We start from the raw sequence: 15951 nt of genomic DNA, 5'->3' as shown, positions 1-15951 counted from the left end.
ACGATGGCGAGAGGCGGCCGGCCTATTTGCAAATGCGCCTTCCGTGTTATGAATTTGTCCGGGCGCGGGTGTAGCTCAGTGGTAGAGCAGTAGCTTCCCAAGCTACGTGTCGAGGGTTCGATTCCCTTCACCCGCTCCAATCCTTTCAATGAATGGAGGGGTCGTCTCCACCCGGGAACTACAACCGGCGAGATAACGTTAAACCGTGACGGGAAGGTCGGATTGGGAAAGGCCAGCTTTAGTAGCCGCAGTTCAGTGCTGGCTGTTGGCTTCGGATGACCTGGCTGTGCAGCCCGAGGGAGAGGCCCCATGACAACAATCGTTTCGGAGATGCCGATTGCCATGCCGCAACAGCCGCGGCCCGACAATGATGCCGCTTCGACGGCAAGGAGCCGGATCGCGGCGCCCCGCGTCGAACCGAGGGACAGTCTGACGGCAAAGCTGCTCGGCGCGCAAAAGAGTTCAGAAGCAGCGGACGCTGGCGGCTCGACCGATCTCCTCATTCAAGGATTGGTCGGACGGCTTCCGAAGGCCAACAGCGTGTGGTCCCTCGATGATCGCGCGAGATGGCTGAAGACCGCCGCCAGCGTGTTCGATCTCGTCTACCAGGCCGACGACGGCGAGCACAGGGAGATCGGTGTCGTGATTGCCAAGCCCGAGGTCGAACGCCCGGCTTAGCCGCTTGCACAAGCGCCGATCAGGTTAAGGGTTGCGGCAACGGCGATCGGCCGGAGGCGAGGCCGTGCTCGGTCTTTTCCCAGTAAAAGCGCGCGGTCACGAACTGGAAGATGGCGCGGTACGCTGCGGCCGAAACCAAGAGCCAATAGAGCGGCATCAACGGGACATCCTTGATGAGGCGGCGGTAACCGCGACGCTCTGCGCTCAAATAGCCGAGCGCCATCGCCGCAAGGTAGCCGGTCACGAGATCGAACCAGGCGAGCAGCCAGAACGGCCAGCCGAGGAGGCTCCCGGGTTGCGCGAACAAGGTTCCTTGCGCGAGCTCGATCCCCGCGAGCACGTAGAACCAGGGGTGGACCAGCGCTGAAAGAATCGTGCCGCCCACAATCGTCTGGAAGCCGAGGAAGCCGCGCGGGCCGAGCTCGCGCCAAAGTTTGCGCGGGGAGCGCATATGGACGAGCCATGTCTGCATATAGCCCTTGAGCCAACGCGTGCGCTGGCGGAGCCATGACGAGAGTCTGGGCGGCGCCTCCTCGTAGGTGGTGGACGCTATCGTGGCGCAAGAATAGCCGCTGCGGGCGAGTCTGATGCCGAGATCGGCATCCTCGGTAACGTTGAACGGGTCCCACGCCATGAGCCATTTCAGCGCCGCCATGCGAAAATGATTCGATGTGCCGCCGAGCGGGATTGGCAGGCGAAGTTTCTCGAGCGCCGGCAGAAGCGCATCGAACAGAGCGCAATATTCGAGCGTGAATTGCCGGGTCAGCCAATTCTCTCGCGCATTGTAGATATTGAGCGCGGCCTGAACGCAGGCAAGGTCCGGAGACCCGCGCCTGAATGCTTCGTAGGCGCGGCGAAGCTGGTCGCGCTCGGGGCGATCTTCGGCGTCGAAGATCACGACATACTCGCCGCGGGCGAGTGGAAGAGCATAATTCAGCGCCTTAGGCTTGGTGCGAGGTTGATGGTCCGGCACCAGGACGATCTCGCAATTGCCGGGAAGACGCATGGCGCGCGCGGCGGCGACGGTGCCGGGGTCGGCGGCTTCGAGGATCAGCTTGATGTCGAGTTTCGCCGCCGGCCAATCGAGTCTGGCGAGGCAGTGGACGAGACCCGGCAGCATATGGGCCTCGCGGTAGAGCGGCACGAGGATGGTGTAGATGGGAAGCGCGTAGTCCGGCACGGGGGACGGGATCGCCTCGTTTGCCTGGGGCGTGCGGCGCAACAGCCGATAGGCGGCCACGACACGGAAGCCGGTCACGGGAACGAAGAGGACGACGAGAGAGAGCGTCAACCACATGATCGTCGCCGCCGGCGCGACGAGGAGCGACGCGAGCAGGCACGCAAGGCCGAGCGCAAGCGCGAGGCGCTGCCAGAGCGCGGTCGGTTCGCGCGCGCTTCTTTCCGGGTACCGGGTGGCAAGCCCTTCGACGGCGCCACGCATGAAGGCCTTGGCGAAATGATGTTGGATCGCTTTGCGAACCGATTGAGGCGAAGAGAGCGAGAACGCATGCGGCTTGAGCCGCGCAAGCATCTCGCGGAGAGCGTTGGGACGAAGGCGCTCCGGCGCCAACACGAAGCTCCGCTCCCGCATGCGGTACTTCAGCAGCCCGCGCGCAAGACTGGCGCGTGGGCCCGCCCCTGCGGCGGGCACGACTTCTTGCGGGATGAGCCTCGCCTCGAACGGGGTGCCGCAAGCTTGCGCGAGCGCGCGGTAGTAGTCCTCGGCATCGATCCAGCCATTGGCGATCATTACCTCGTGCGGATGCACGCCCCAGCGGGCGGCAATGGCTATCGCCCGGGCAAGCGTCGGCGAATCGATGAAGCGTCCGACGAGGAAACGATATTCCAGGTCCGGGGGCGGTTTTGGCCGCGCGCTAAGTTGCGCGAGCCTTCGTCTGAGCGCGGCTGTGTCTCCCACCAGCAACACGGGAACGCCCCCCAACTTTCCCGACGGCGAGTATTTGCACTTTTAAGACGAGACGCAATATTCATTCGCGCCAATCTTTGGTTGCACGGAACTGCCCAACGAATAGTTTAGAATATTCGCTATTACAACTAAAGGATGTGATGCCCCCTTGGCATCCGGACTGAAGCCGCGTTATGAGGAAAGCGTGCTGCGATCCTTCTTCTGTTTTCCGGCTGCCCGTTCCGCGGTGCCTCCATGGCTCGCCGCCCTTCTTGCCATCTTGCTCTTCCTCTCGCCGCATCTGGCGGCCGCGCAGCAGGCCAAGAACGAGATCGTCCCCGACACTTGGCAAGGCGATGCGCTGCGGCCGAAGCCCGATTTGCGCGGGCTCTCCAAGCTCACCTTCATCACCGACAGCGACTATCCGCCCTTTCATTATTACGATGAGGTGGGCGCTCTCACCGGCTTCAACGTCGATCTCGCCAGGGCGATCTGCGACACGCTCGAGGTCCAATGCGAAGTGAAAGATGTCGCCTGGGAGGATCTCATTCCGACCCTCGACAAGGGCGAGGCTGACGCCGCCATCGCCTCCATGCGCATTACGGCCGAAGCGCTCGAGAAGGCCGACTTCACCTCGCGCTATTACGCGACGCCGGCGCGCTTCGTCGCCAAGAAGACGATTGACCTTAGGGACATCAGCCCGGAGAGCCTGTCCGGCAAGAAGATCGGCGTCACCAGGGGCACCGGCCACGAGGCCTATCTCAAGAAATTCTTCCCCGATGTCGCTGTGGCGACCTTCGACACTGCCGACGACGCCGAGAAGGCGCTGAAGGACGGCGCCATCGATCTCGTCTTCGGCGACGGCATTGGCCTCACCTTCTGGATCAACGGCGTGGCGAGCGAAGGATGCTGCGAGTTCCGCGGCGGACCCTATCTCGACACCACCTATTTCGGCGAGGGCGTCGGCATCGCCGTGAAGAAGGGCAACCGGCAGATGGTCGAGATCCTCAACTACGCGCTCGAGCAGGTGCATGCCACGGGCCGCTACGAGGAGCTTTTCCTCCGCTACTTCCCCATGAGCTTTTTCTGAGCGCGCTATGCTCCGATGATGGCGCGGAGGCGGACACCGGACGTTCTTCCTCTGCGCGCCGATCATTCTGAAACAAGCCTCGCCGAGACCTGCTAAGATCGTCCCATTATCATCGCGGCAAGCGATTATGCTTGATTGGAGCTTGGTTTCGGTGCCCAGGGGAGTTTGCGTCATGATGCAGGACGACTCGCATTCCGGTCACGAGACCGAAAGTTCGAACCGCGAAATCGACAAACCAAAGCTCAAGCGCAAGGACTACGAAAAGAAGCTCCGCGATCTTCAGACCGAGCTTTGCTCCTTGCAGGATTGGGTCAAGCAGACCGGCGAACGCATCATCGTTGTGTTCGAGGGCCGGGACGCCGCCGGCAAGGGCGGCACGATCAGAGCAATGACCGAACGGGTGAGCCCGCGCACCTTTCGGCTCGTTGCGTTGCCGGCCCCTTCCGATCGCGAGAAGACGCAGATGTACGTGCAGCGTTACCTCGCACATTTCCCCGCAGCCGGTGAGATCGTGATCTTCGATCGCAGTTGGTACAACCGCGCCGGCGTCGAATACGTGATGGGCTTCTGCACCAAGGAGCAGCATAGGCGCTTCCTCGAGATTTGCCCCGAATTCGAGAAGCAGATCGTCGACAACGGCATCCGCCTCATCAAGTACTGGCTCGAAGTAAGCAACAAGGAACAGAAGCGGCGCTTTGAGGCCCGCATCGACGATCGCCTTCGGCAATGGAAGCTGAGCCCCATGGACCTCCCTTCGCGCGAGCGCTGGTACGACTACTCGCGCGCGCGAGACATGATGCTCGAGGCGACGGACACCGACTTCGCGCCCTGGCACGTCGTGCGCTCGGACGACAAGAAGCGCGCGCGCCTCAACGTCATCTCGCATTTCCTTGGATTGATTCCGTACGAAGCCCCGCCTGCGAAGAAGATCAAGCTGCCCAATCGCGACAAGAAGCGCGAGTATGACGACGAAGCGACAATCAAGGATCGGCGCTGGATCAAGGAGAAGTTCTAAGCAGCGCGGGCTCCGCTGTCAGGCCCATTTCAGCGTGATGCCAATGTCGCCCGGCATCCCGCCAGGCCAGTCGATGATCTGGAACTTGATCTTGTATCCGAGCGGTTTGAGCCTGCGGTCCCAGAACTCGTACATCTCCTTGGGGAGGCCGGTCAGCGTCTTCTCCCAGCCGGCCTCCATCTGATTGATGGCGCGGCCATGATCGGTGCAAAGATCATTGGGAAAGCGATAAACTTGCACCTCGGTGAGCCCGTTCGAGACGGCACGCTGGACGATCGCCGCCACGCGTTTCATCGCTTCTTCATCGGACACGCCCGAGGGCTTGGTGATCTTGTCGAGTAGCAGCTTCTTCTCGGCTTCGGCCTCGGCCTGCTTGCGGGCGGCAGCTTCGGCCTTCTCGGCCTCGGCCAGCGCAAGCTTCTCCATCATCTCCTGGGCAGTGGGCAGCAACTTGGAAAAATTGTCGGTCTTTGCGGCCACGGTTCGCTCTCCCTATCGATATCGCGCTCGTTGCGCGCTTGTCGCGCTCAGGCCTCCGAGCTTCGATCGAAGACAATCTGACGACGCTAATGCCCCTCCATGAAGACGTAATTTTCCCAACTCCGCATGCGCAGCAGGATCTTGCGGATGAGCGCAAAATGATGAGCGTAAGGCGTATAGACTGCGACCTGCGCAGCAGCGCCGCCTGGAATGCTGTAGCCTGACGTATCCTCCTCCACGTCGATGATGGCGACGGCCCTGCCGCCGGGGCCTGCGAGACCCATGTCCTGGAGTGCGCCGGTCGTCTGTAGCTGGCCCGTGGCGATCGCATCGATGACATAGCGGACTTTGCCTTTGAACACCTTACCGGGAATGGCGTCAAAGGCGACCTCGGCATCGTCACCCGAGCGCACGCGCTGGAGCGAATTTTGCTGGAAGCCGGCCGCCAATTGTTGGTCGTCCGAGTGCACAAAGACCATAGCAGGTCGTAAAGGCGCCGGAATCACATACATGCCCGGGCGGAGCGCCATCTGCGTGACATAACCCGGACCCGGCGCCACCACCGTCGTCTGATCGAGATTATACTGGGCCTCGCCGAGTTCGGCCTGCAACCGCGCAACCGTCGTGTTCACGCCGCTGATCTCGGATTCATAGGCAAGCTTTGCACCCTCGGCGGCAGCCTCCGCTCCGGCCAGCGCCTGTTTCGCCGCATCGAGATTGCGGATCGCAACATCGAGCTGAGCTTGTGCGATCACCTTCTTGTCGAACAGATATTTCTGGCGACCGTATTCCTCATCTGCGAGCGTGACCTGGACCTTCACCTTCTCGACATTGGCGAGCGCTTGGTCGTAGGCAGCCTTGAGCTGCTTGACGTTGGTCTCGGCTTCGGCGAGCAGAGCCCTCTTCTGGTCGACCACGTATTGGTAGGGCGTCGGATCGATCTTGAATAGGACGTCGCCCACCTTCAGAGGAGCGTTCGGCTGAACCGGGACGTCGATTACGCGACCCTTCACGTTGGGCATGATCGGGGTCGTGACAAAATAGATGCGCGCAGTGCTGGTGAAAGGATGATTGTAGTTCATTACCAAGAGGATGATGCCGATCATGAAGATGCCGCCAAGCGCAGCGGTCGGCAGCGTCCACTTGTTGACCGGGATCCTGAAGATCTTGAACAGGGCGACGCAGATTGCGGTGTAGATCAGGATGAGAAGGAGCTCCATCAGCGCGCTCCTCGCTTCGCCGCAGCCTTGGCCGGCTCACCTTCTTTTTGAGCAGCTTCGCTTATCGCAGCGGGCTCGGCCGGCGCGAGGCGTTTCGGGCCCTCTTGGCTCTTTCCGCGCGCCTCGAGTACCTCGAGCCGTCGCAAAAGCTCATCGAGCTTCGCGTCTGGCGTCGAAGCGTTTACGCCCGCCGTGCCGTGAGCAAACCCCCAGCCCCTTTCGGGACGATAGAGCATTGCCCAAATCCACAGGAACGGCCAAAGCGCATGCAGCGTGAACAGGCTCACCCATCCCGCCGCGTGGATCGCGTCCTGGTGAGGATGATCGCGCTTCTTGGCGATCTCGTACGGCACGTCGTGGATCGCGATAATTCCGTAAAAGAGTGTGACGATGACGAAGATCAGGAGGCCCAGCGCGAAATAGTTCAAGAAGGTGTCGAAGTCGGGCTCTTGGCGGAAGAGAAGGACGGCGCCGGCAATAACGAGGCCGCCCAGTAGGACCGGCGCCACTACCCATTTGCCGATCCACATATAGGACAGCCCGAAGCGGCGAAGGGTATCGCGGAGCACGGCGCATGATCCTTTCGCTGGCGCCAATGGCGCACCAACAAACCTGCTGTGGCCTTCGTCCCCGACGAATTCAGTCGCGCGGTCCTACGACCGTCTCGACCGCCTGCATGAGAAGTGCGTCCGGATCTTCCGCGCAGTATTTTTGTATTTTGTCGGTGTCTTGATCCAACTGCTGTGTATCGATCACAGTATCGCCACGCTTGCCGTGATAGTAGCCGTTGAGCCAGATGGCGATGCTCTTGGGATTGGCCACCTTATAGCCAAGATACTGGCCGCACGTGATCTTCGCGATCTCGAGCGAGACCTGAGCCGTGACAGGCGCGCTGGCGGCCAGAACGAAGCCAATTGACATGACACAGATCGCAACGGCTCTCGTCATAGGTGAACCTTGAACCGGACTGGCGGGCCTTGCCTTGACGAAGGTCAATACCACCTCACGCCGGCGCTGTGGGATCGCCGGGCATATGGGACGATGAGCGCGCAAAAGGCAAGGCCAAGCTCCAGCCGAACCGCGTTGGAGCCTCGGTCTGGTAGGGGGCCAGGCCGATAGTCATGCCTTGATGGCCGCCCTCCGGCTGTGCGGTGTAGGTGCGGAACAGCCGGTCCCAGACCGAGAGGTTGAACCCGTAATTCGAATTGTGCTCACGCCCGAGCACCGAGTGATGCACGCGATGCATGTCTGGCGTGACCATCAGCAGACGTAACGGCCGGTCGAGCCATGAGGGAAGCGCGATGTTGGCATGGTTGAACATCGCGCAGGCGTTCAGGATCACCTCGAACAGGAACACCGCGAGCGGCGAAGCGCCGAGCGCAAACACCACCGCGATCTTCCACAACATCGAAAGCCCGATCTCGATCGGATGAAAGCGCACCGCCGTGGTCACGTCGATATCACGGTCGGCATGATGGACTCGGTGCAGGCGCCAGAAGAGCGGGATCTTATGCGAGGCGAGATGTTGCGCCCAGATGGCGAGATCGAGCACGAGCAGCGCCACGACGATCTTGAGCCAATAAGGCCAGCCGAGCTGGTTGAGCAATCCGATGCGGTGCGCTTCCGCGTAGGCCGCCGCGGCGATGGCCGCGAGCGGCACGGCAAGCATGGCCATGAGCCTGAGCAGCACCGTTCCGGTGACGCTGATGCCGAGATTGGTGAGCCAGCGCCGTCCCTTTGGCGCGATGAGAGTCCGCTTCGGAGCGGCAAGCTCGATCAGCGCCATGACGAGAAACACGGAGGCGAATACCACGAGGCGGATCACGCCATCGCTTTGGCCGATAAGACCGTCCATGGCTGAATGATAGCGCGAGGGCTAAGCGAAGTCAGTTAGTCTGCCGCGCGGCGAGCGACAAGCCGACCACTCCGAGGATCACAAGCGCGAGAGAGGCCAACTTGAACAGGGTCAACGGCTCGCGGAAATAGGCGATGCCGATCATCGCCGCGAGCGCGGTGCCGACGCCGGACCAGATGGCATAGGTGACCGAGAGATCGAGCCGCTTTAGCGCGAGGATCACCGCGGCCGCTGAGCATACATAGAAGATGGGGACGGCTATCGATGGCACGGGCTCGGAGAAGCCGCGCGAGAGCTTCATCGAGGTGATGCCGGCGACTTCGAGCAGGATGGCGGCGAACAGCAGGATCCAGGGCACGAGCTTGTCTGGCATTGCCGACTCGGAAGCGGAAGCAAGCTCTCCATCCAACAGCGAAATTTGATGACGCGGTGATGACAGTGCTCACAAAAGTTCGAGCGGCCTCCGACGGGTCGGGGGAGGAAAGGCGCGGTCGAGCTCGGCGAGATCGGCCTCGGTCAAGGCGATGCCGAGCGCGGCGTGGTTTTCGCGCACATGCCTTTCGTCCGCGGCTTTGGGGATCACCATCATGTCGGTCTGGTGCAGCACGAAGGCGAGCGCGATCTGTGCCGGCGTCGCCTCGTGCCGGGCCGCGATCGCAGAGAGCGCGCGGTTGCGTCCGAGCCGCCCCTGCTCGATGGGTGAATAGGCCATGATCGGCACCCCGTGCGCGCGCGACCAGGGCAGAAGCGCATATTCGATGCCGCGCCGGGTGAGATTGTAGACCACCTGATTGCTGGCGCAGGCGTTCCCGCCCGGAAGCGCGAACAACTCCTCCATGTCGTCGACGTCGAAATTACTGACGCCGAAATAACGGATCGCGCCTTTGGCGAGCAGCGCCTCGAATCCGGCGAGCGTCTCTTCGAGCCGGGGTCGACCGCGCCAATGCAGGAGATAGAGATCGATGCGATCGGTCTTGAGCCGCTTGAGGCTCCGCTCGCAGGCCGCAATTGTGCCGCTCCGTGTCGAATTCTCGGGCTTCACCTTGCTCACGATGAAGCATTCGTCGCGCCGTCCCTTGATCGCCTCGGCGACGACCTCCTCGGCGCCGCCCTCGGCGTAAAGCTCCGCGGTATCGATCAGCGTCATGCCGAGATCGAGCCCGAGGCGGAGCGCCGCGACCTCAGTCTCGAAGCTGCGCCTGCTCTCCCCCATGCGCCAAGTGCCCTGGCCGAGCTGCGGCACTTTCTCGCCGGACGGCAGTGCGATGGTGGGAAGAACCTTAGGCGACATCACAGACCCGGGAAAGCGTGGGGCGCAGCCAATTACCGCGACCGCGCCCCCAAGTTCGAGACCTGGCTCCTCGGTCAGGCCTTCTTCGCGGCCGGCGCCGGGCTCGCAGCGGCGCGCTCCCGCTCCTCTTTGCGCGAATGGAGCTGGAAGGCGAGCACGAGCAGGAAAGCCCCGAACACGACGGCATAGGCGCCGATCCACAAGGTCAGCACTACGGCGCCGATCAGCGGTTCGATGACGAGCAGAATGCCGAAGACGATCGAGGCGATGCCCCCGAGCGCGAGCCACCACCGCCCGTGATCGATATGCAGCCTGAAGGCGGCCGACAACATGAGGATGCCTGTGACCGTAGCCCACACGGCGATGAGCCAGATAAGTGCCACGAGGGTGATGGCGGGCCACAGCCAGGCGACGACGCCCGCGGCGAGGTCGACCACGCCTTCGAGGATCAAAAGGCCCCACCGCTCGCCGCTCCGCGCCGCCTTGATGCCGGATGCGATCGCGAACACGCCGTCCACCAGCATGTAGGCGGCGAACATGATGACGAAGACCTGAACCGCTAGCCCCGGATTGAGCAGGCAGATGAGGCCGAAGATGATGCCGAGAATGCCGCGCAAGCCCACGGCCCACCAATTGTCGGCAAGGACTTCACTCAGCGCGTCGCAGCGTGCGTCTGACACTGTGCGACCCTTCGAAGATGTGTTCGCTGCCATGGGACACTCCTTGTTAGATCAAGCCAATTTGATCCGTGAGAAAATACCGAGGGGGGCGAATCGATTGGCGCCATGATGGAGCCATTCCCGATCGCGGAACCACTCGGATCGAGTTTGTCCACAGTCGCGACCCGCCCTCTCAGAGCGCCAAACCAACCTCCGAGGCTAGTCCTGATACGGTCTGGCGGAGCCAGACATGCCCCGGATCCTGGTCGAAACTCGCATGCCAAAGCAACGAGATGGTGAAGCTCGGCAGCTCGATTGGAGGTTCGCTGGTGACGAGGCCGAAGGCTTCGGCGAAATAGCGCGCGAGCCGCGACGGCATGGTGGTGATCAAAGGCGTTCGGCGCAGCACGAACGGCACGGCGAGGAAGCCGGGCGTCGTCATGGCGATCGAGCGTTTGAGCTTGTGCTTGGCGAGCGCCTCGTCCACCGCTCCGTGAGCGTCGTCGGTGAGACTGGTGAGGATGTGCGGCACGCGCAAGTAGTCGTCGAGTGAGATCGGCGGGGTGAGTTCGAGCTGCTCGGAGCTGAACAGGCAAAGGAAATTCTCGGTATAGAGCGGCCGGCGCTTGTGGTGGACCTGCCCTTGCGTGAAGACGCCGATGGCAAGATCGAGACTGCCCGCGTCGAGCTCCTCGAGCACGGCGATGCGGTTGATCGGGCGGAGCCGCAGAGAAACGCGCGGTGCCGTCGCCCTGAGGCGGGCCATCAGGCCGGGCACCACGGCGACCTCGATCGAGTCGGCGAGCCCGATGCGGAAGATGCGCTCGGCGGTCGCCGGAGTGAAGTCCTCGCGCTTCAGCACCGCCGCTTGAATCTGGGCAAGCGTGACGCGCACCGGATCGGCCAGCGCAAGCGCGCGCGGCGTCGGCCGCATACCTTCTGCGCCTCTGGTGAGGAGTTCGTCGCCAAACAGGGCCCTGAGCCGCGCGAGATTGTGACTCATCGCCGATTGGCCAAGCCCCACGCGCGCAGCCGCGCGGGTGACGCTCCGCTCGGTGAGCAGGGCGTCGAAGGCGACGAGCAGGTTCAGGTCGAGCCTGCTCAAATTGGCATGATCGATAGCTGTCATTAACGTCATCGATTGGAATGATGATACTGAATCGCCCATCTTCTGGGCAACAGCAAAGCGGCCGCTGTTAGCCGCCTGACGGCGGAGAGGGCCATGAGAATCGCCATCGTCGGAGCTGACGACGTCGGAAGGGCTTTAGGCGCGGCGCTCGCCGCGAAGGGGCACGCGATTCATTACGGCATTCCCGAGCCGGAACGCTCGGACGAGCGAAACGCCACCTCGGTTCGCGAGGCGGTTCGGCGCTCGGAGGCGGTGATCCTGGCCACGCCCTGGACGATCACTGAGGCGCAAGTCTGCGAGCACGCCGAGGATTTGGCCGATAAGCTCGTCATCGATGCGACCAATCCGCTCAATCCGGCCGGGACCGGACTTGCTCTTGGCTTCCTAACGTCGGGTGTCGAGCTTCTACAAAGTCAGGCGCGCCGGGCGAAGTTCTTCAAGGCGTTTAACGCGGCTATGCCCCATGTGCTCGTTCGGCCCAATTTTCCGCAAGGCCGAGCCGCGATGTTCGTCGCCGGTCCCGCAGGCGGAGAGAAGACGATCGTCATGCATCTCGCCGCCGACCTCGGCTTTGAGCCGGTCGATGCCGGTGAGCTAAAAGCCGCCCGGCTGCTCGAGCCTCTCGCCGTGCTCACCATGCAGCTTGCGAAAGAGCGCGGCGACATTGCCTTCGTGATGGGTCGCCGCCAGGCAAGCAAGGATCATATCGCCAACGGGCGCGGCGTCGAGGCTCACGAGACCGGCTAGTCGGTTCGGACGGGAGATGCGGGGATCTTCATCGCGCGGCGCTCTAACCCGGCGCCGCGCGATGGTCCGGCGCGCACGACATAAATTAAGAAAAAAACTGCGCGATCTATCCGATCTGCACGACGCAATTGGTTATGCAGCGTCGCGCGCGAAAAGCCGCGGCGGCAATCTGCATGCGGCGCGACAAATTTCTCCCGATCAAGATCGCCGCTCTGTAGCAATACGGCTTCATTGCCGCCCCAATCCTGTGCAACTCCGGAACGCGGGAGATTTCGTTAGCAGGAGAGCAAGAATGCGGGCAGCGCCACTGACCGTTGGCGTGATTGGCGGAGGATTCACCGGGGCCGCGAGTGCGATTGCGTGCCTCGCGCGCTTTCCGCAGCCGTTCCGTCTTGTGATCATCGAGCCTTCGGCCGTGCTTGGGCGCGGCGTTGCCTATGGCAGCCATCACCCCCTGCATTTGCTCAACGTGCGCACCCGCGACCTATCGGTGCGTGCCGATCGTCCTGGCGATTTCCTCAATTGGGCCTTTCGCCAGCTCGATCAGGGCGAGAATCACGACGGTCTGCACGAGGCGCTCGCGCACACGTTTCTGCCGCGCCAGCTCTTCGGTGAATACGTCCGCCAGCGCCTGTTCGAGATGATCGAGCAGCGGCCTGACGTCGAGTTCTCCGTCAAACGAGCCGTCGCCCGCGCGATACATACCGAGCGCGGCGGCTACGTGATCGAGCTTGAACGCGGGAGAACAGTGCCGTGCGATGCAGTGATTGTGGCCACCGCCTATGGCGTGCAAGGCGGCTCGAGCAGCGGCGCGCTTTCTCCTTACGAGGCGCTTCCCCCCGACCTCTTCGCTCGCGCGCAGTCCATCGCTTTGATCGGATCCGGCCTGACCATGGTGGACGTGCTGATAAGCGCGCGGCGCGAGGGCTTCCAGGGCACCGCCACCATTGTCTCGCGGCGCGGGCAGTTGCCGCGCCCGCATGCGCCGAAAGGCGTCGTGCCGCACTTACTTGCGCTGCCGCGCTCGAAGCACGTCTCCATGCTCGAAGCCTCGCTCAGGATCGCCTGCGAGCTGGCCGAGGAGGGCGGGACGCCATGGCAAGCGGTGATCAACGGATTGCGCGCATCGCTCCAGGACATCTGGCAAGAGCTTCCGGTCGCCGAGCAGGCGCGCTTCCTGCGCCATTTGCGGCCCTTCTTCGATGCTCACCGCCACCGCCTGCCGGCCGAGATCCATGCGCGCTTGATGAACGATCTCGACAAGGGCCGCGCGGTTCTGCTGCGGGGATCGGTGATGGGCGTCGAACGCGCCGGAGAGGGCTTCAGGCTCGAAGTCATGAAGCGCGGCGCCGCCACACCCGAAATCATGGAGGTCGATCTCGCCTTCGACTGCTCCGGCTTCAAGCCGGACCTCGATCAGCCTTTGCTCAGGGGAATGATCGAGAAAGGGCTTGCGCGCCCAGACCCCCACCGCCTGGGCCTTGCCGTCGAAGCGAACGGTCAGGTACTGGGCCGTGGCGGCGAAGCCACGAGAGGTGTTTTTGCCGTCGGGCCGCTTTGCCAGGGAACGCTGTGGGAGATCACGGCCGTACCGGAGATCGTCCGCCAGGCCGACGCGGCTGCGCTTAGCCTTGCCGCGCTCCAGGAGCCGGTCCGGAAGAGTGGAACCGTAAGCGCCTGACAATGACTTGGGTTGGGGGAGCCTGCAGGGGCGTTAAACTTTGATTATGGTTAATGGGCCTCAGCCCTCAAAAAGCCACGAAACGCCTGAAAATCAATGTCTTTCCCGCATAGGGCACCTCTGCGGGCGTTAACCATGTCTTGAGTATCGTCAGCACTTCTGGGGCCGGGGGAAGGAAGCTGATGAAATGCGTAGTCTTGCCCTTCTTGCGCTCGCCGTTGGTGTTGCCGCCGGTTTGAGCCCCTGCGCCGCGCAAGACGCGGCAGGCGATCAGCCGCAAACGAGCTCCGTCGCGAAACAGGCGGCGCCCGAGCGCTTGGCGCCTCCGCAGGCCGACGTCATCGCCGCGCAGGAAGCACCTGCAACTCCGGCCGCGATCCAACCTTCGCCCGCGCCATCTGAGGTGCCGGTCCACGTCTATGCCACGATTCCGCAGCCAATGACGGCCGTGCCGACGTCTGCCGCACCGATCGGGCTGCAATCCTCGCCCGACCCTCAAAGTTCGTTTGCCTCTGCCCAGAAGCTGCTCGATTGGGTCACCAACTATCGCAAGCATCCGAACGTCTCGCGCGTGCCGGCCGCGGTTCACGCCATGAACGAGTTCGGCCTATTCGGCGATGAGGACAAAGAGTGGTTCTGTATCGGCTTCATTGCCGGCGTTCTCGGCACCAACCCCAAGGATGGTCCGAGCCTCATCCCGAGGATGTTTCCGCTGCCCGACAAGGAGCAGGCGGTCGTGATCAGGGCAATCGCGTATTCCGGCCGGCCGGACTGGCGCGATTTGCTGGAAAAGAACGCCGCGCGCATGCCGCTCAGGCGCCCCTTGATCGACGACTTCTTGCAGGGGAAGCGCCCCACTCTGATGGAGCTTCCCCTCGACCAGGGCGGATCGTCGGGAATCTACGCGCTATGGGGCTATTACGTCGCGACTGGTCAGCATGAGCCGGTAGTGCGCATCATGCAGGCGCTGCAATGGTCGCGGAACAAGGACGACCATAGCTTCTCCTTCAAGAAGATTTTCTCTGGCTGGGGGAGCGACGCGTCGGCCGTCGACAAGATCACGACCGGCGGCACGGCCAAATGGACGCTCGCCTCCTATGCCGAGCGTGATCGCGAGCTGCTCGATCTTTATCGCGCCGAGGTACCGCGGCAGCCCGAGAACATCGCTGCCCCGCTCAAGGACGTGATCGCGGCCGCCGAGGCGTTCGAATCGGAGACGGTGCGCAAGGATCAATTCGGCGCGATCGAGGACGCGCAGAAGGCGCAGATGAGCAACGAGGCGGGCATGAGCAAGGGCGCGACCGCCGGATCGATCGCCATCGCCACGGGCTGTGTCGCCGCCACGGCTCTTGGCCAGCCCGAGATCGCCATTCCGTGCGTGATCGGCGGCGCCCTCTACACCGGCGCCGTCAAGCTTTCCCACTGAGACCGAACGTGGCTACTCGGTGCCGCGGCGGATGAAGTAGCCAACGACGAGACCGAGCCCGAGCGCAAGCACGAGCGAAGCGGCAAGATTGTCCTTCACCGCCGCTTCGGCCTCATGGGCGGCCTCGGTCGCGAAATGTCGCGCGCGCCCGAGCCCCCGGTCCGCCCTATGGCCGACGTTCTCCGAGAGGTCGTGGATATAGGTGCGCAGAGTGTCGAGCTGATCGTGCAGATTTTCGAGATCGACGTTGGTAACGAGCCGTGACGCTCTTCGCTCGGCCTTGGGCCAACCCAACATGGTGCATCTCCTCCTTTGAATCGAAGCGCCGCCCCGGCCTCAGGCGCGATGATAGCAGAAACGGCAAAACGTTATGCCGCGTTCCACGGCACCAGGTTGACCCGCGTCAAACCACCGAGGTCGGCGTCCAGACTAGACTGCGTCATGCCTGACGATCGCTTCTCGGGTGATACGAGCAAGCTCAAGCGCAACTCGCCCGCGGGGACGAATAACTCACAGCACGACGTTGCGGGCCCTGATGCCCCGCTCGATCGCCGCCGTGGTCAGCTTGTCGAGTTCGAGGCTTTCGCTCAGCATGTCGAGAAAGCGCGCTTCCTCCGGCTTGACGTCGAGGTCCGCCGCGGCGACTTCCAGCGCGACGGCATAGGCCGTCTCGCGCAATTTCTTGGGTAGTCCGCGCTTGATCAGCGACAGCACGTGGTCGAGACCGCCGTCGGCGCTCAGAGCTTCGCCACAGGCCTCGGCCGTCCTGACCAG

16 protein-coding genes, 1 tRNA gene and 2 pseudogenes are annotated in these 15951 nt (G+C 62.9%); 7 read left to right on the top strand and 12 right to left on the bottom strand.

Translation table 11 applies throughout. The features are described from left to right. The first annotated feature begins 64 nt into the window (after positions 1-64). Positions 65-139, top strand: a tRNA-Gly gene (locus VFB18_RS12985). Between the two features lie 170 nt (positions 140-309). Further along, the gene (locus VFB18_RS12980; RefSeq protein ID WP_324975974.1) at positions 310-678 is read left to right on the top strand and encodes a hypothetical protein; all 369 of its coding nucleotides are present in this window, start codon (positions 310-312) and stop codon (positions 676-678) included. A 19-nt stretch (positions 679-697) separates the two neighbouring features. On the opposite strand, the gene VFB18_RS12975 is transcribed toward VFB18_RS12980, so the two are convergent. Continuing rightward, entirely contained in the window at positions 698-2596 is a 1899-nt protein-coding gene (locus VFB18_RS12975) for a glycosyltransferase family 2 protein (RefSeq protein WP_324975971.1), read from the bottom strand. Between the two features lie 157 nt (positions 2597-2753). On the opposite strand from VFB18_RS12975, the gene VFB18_RS12970 reads away from it, so the two are divergent. Together VFB18_RS12970 and ppk2 are read left to right on the top strand one after the other, a co-directional pair. After that, positions 2754-3674, top strand: coding sequence for a transporter substrate-binding domain-containing protein (locus VFB18_RS12970; RefSeq protein WP_324975968.1), 921 nt, complete (start codon positions 2754-2756; stop codon positions 3672-3674). 175 nt (positions 3675-3849) lie between these two features. Next, positions 3850-4689, top strand: coding sequence for a polyphosphate kinase 2 (gene ppk2 / locus VFB18_RS12965; protein ID WP_324975980.1), 840 nt, complete (start codon positions 3850-3852; stop codon positions 4687-4689). 18 nt (positions 4690-4707) lie between these two features. Here ppk2 and VFB18_RS12960 read toward each other — a convergent pair whose 3' ends face one another. The 9 genes and pseudogenes from VFB18_RS12960 to VFB18_RS12920 form a co-directional block, all read right to left on the bottom strand. Continuing rightward, complete coding sequence (locus VFB18_RS12960; protein WP_324975977.1) at positions 4708-5118, bottom strand: hypothetical protein; 411 nt, start codon at positions 5116-5118, stop codon at positions 4708-4710. Between the two features lie 137 nt (positions 5119-5255). After that, a complete protein-coding gene (locus VFB18_RS12955; protein WP_324975963.1) occupies positions 5256-6389 on the bottom strand; it encodes an HlyD family secretion protein in 1134 nt (377 codons plus the stop codon). Positions 6390-6591: 202 nt separating this feature from the next. Then, positions 6592-6868: pseudogene (locus VFB18_RS12950) on the bottom strand (DUF3302 domain-containing protein); the annotation flags it as partial. A 160-nt stretch (positions 6869-7028) separates the two neighbouring features. Beyond that, entirely contained in the window at positions 7029-7310 is a 282-nt protein-coding gene (locus VFB18_RS12945) for an HdeA/HdeB family chaperone (protein ID WP_324975960.1), read from the bottom strand. A gap of 82 nt (positions 7311-7392) precedes the next feature. Continuing rightward, positions 7393-8244, bottom strand: coding sequence for a sterol desaturase family protein (locus VFB18_RS12940; protein WP_324975956.1), 852 nt, complete (start codon positions 8242-8244; stop codon positions 7393-7395). A 31-nt stretch (positions 8245-8275) separates the two neighbouring features. Beyond that, positions 8276-8617, bottom strand: coding sequence for a multidrug efflux SMR transporter (locus VFB18_RS12935; protein ID WP_324975953.1), 342 nt, complete (start codon positions 8615-8617; stop codon positions 8276-8278). Between the two features lie 69 nt (positions 8618-8686). Continuing rightward, entirely contained in the window at positions 8687-9535 is an 849-nt protein-coding gene (locus tag VFB18_RS12930; RefSeq protein ID WP_324975950.1) for an aldo/keto reductase, read from the bottom strand. A gap of 74 nt (positions 9536-9609) precedes the next feature. Then, positions 9610-10248, bottom strand: coding sequence for an HdeD family acid-resistance protein (locus VFB18_RS12925; RefSeq protein WP_324975947.1), 639 nt, complete (start codon positions 10246-10248; stop codon positions 9610-9612). A gap of 139 nt (positions 10249-10387) precedes the next feature. After that, positions 10388-11323, bottom strand: a complete 936-nt coding sequence (locus VFB18_RS12920; protein WP_324975944.1) for a LysR family transcriptional regulator — start codon at positions 11321-11323, stop codon at positions 10388-10390. 93 nt (positions 11324-11416) lie between these two features. Between VFB18_RS12920 and VFB18_RS12915 the strand changes: the two genes are divergently transcribed. From VFB18_RS12915 to VFB18_RS12905, 3 genes are all read left to right on the top strand, one after another. Continuing rightward, positions 11417-12070: an NADPH-dependent F420 reductase gene (locus tag VFB18_RS12915; RefSeq protein ID WP_324975941.1), complete on the top strand. Its 654-nt coding sequence runs from the start codon at positions 11417-11419 to the stop codon at positions 12068-12070. A 292-nt stretch (positions 12071-12362) separates the two neighbouring features. Further along, a complete protein-coding gene (locus VFB18_RS12910) occupies positions 12363-13751 on the top strand; it encodes an FAD/NAD(P)-binding protein (protein WP_324975938.1) in 1389 nt (462 codons plus the stop codon). 187 nt (positions 13752-13938) lie between these two features. Then, positions 13939-15177 carry a hypothetical protein gene (locus tag VFB18_RS12905; RefSeq protein WP_324975935.1) on the top strand — a complete coding sequence of 413 codons (1239 nt, stop codon included), beginning with the start codon at positions 13939-13941 and terminating at the stop codon, positions 15175-15177. A 12-nt stretch (positions 15178-15189) separates the two neighbouring features. Here the strand turns inward: VFB18_RS12905 and VFB18_RS12900 are convergent, their stop codons facing one another. Then, positions 15190-15474: a hypothetical protein gene (locus tag VFB18_RS12900; protein WP_324975933.1), complete on the bottom strand. Its 285-nt coding sequence runs from the start codon at positions 15472-15474 to the stop codon at positions 15190-15192. 213 nt (positions 15475-15687) lie between these two features. Continuing rightward, positions 15688-15951: pseudogene (locus tag VFB18_RS12895) on the bottom strand (tellurite resistance TerB family protein); the annotation flags it as partial.

It is taken from the genome of Methyloceanibacter sp., from assembly GCF_035650995.1.
Lineage (GTDB): Bacteria > Pseudomonadota > Alphaproteobacteria > Rhizobiales > Methyloligellaceae > Methyloceanibacter.
The sequence above is the reverse complement of the archived record's forward strand: the minus strand, read 5'-3'. Positions and strand labels throughout refer to the sequence as shown.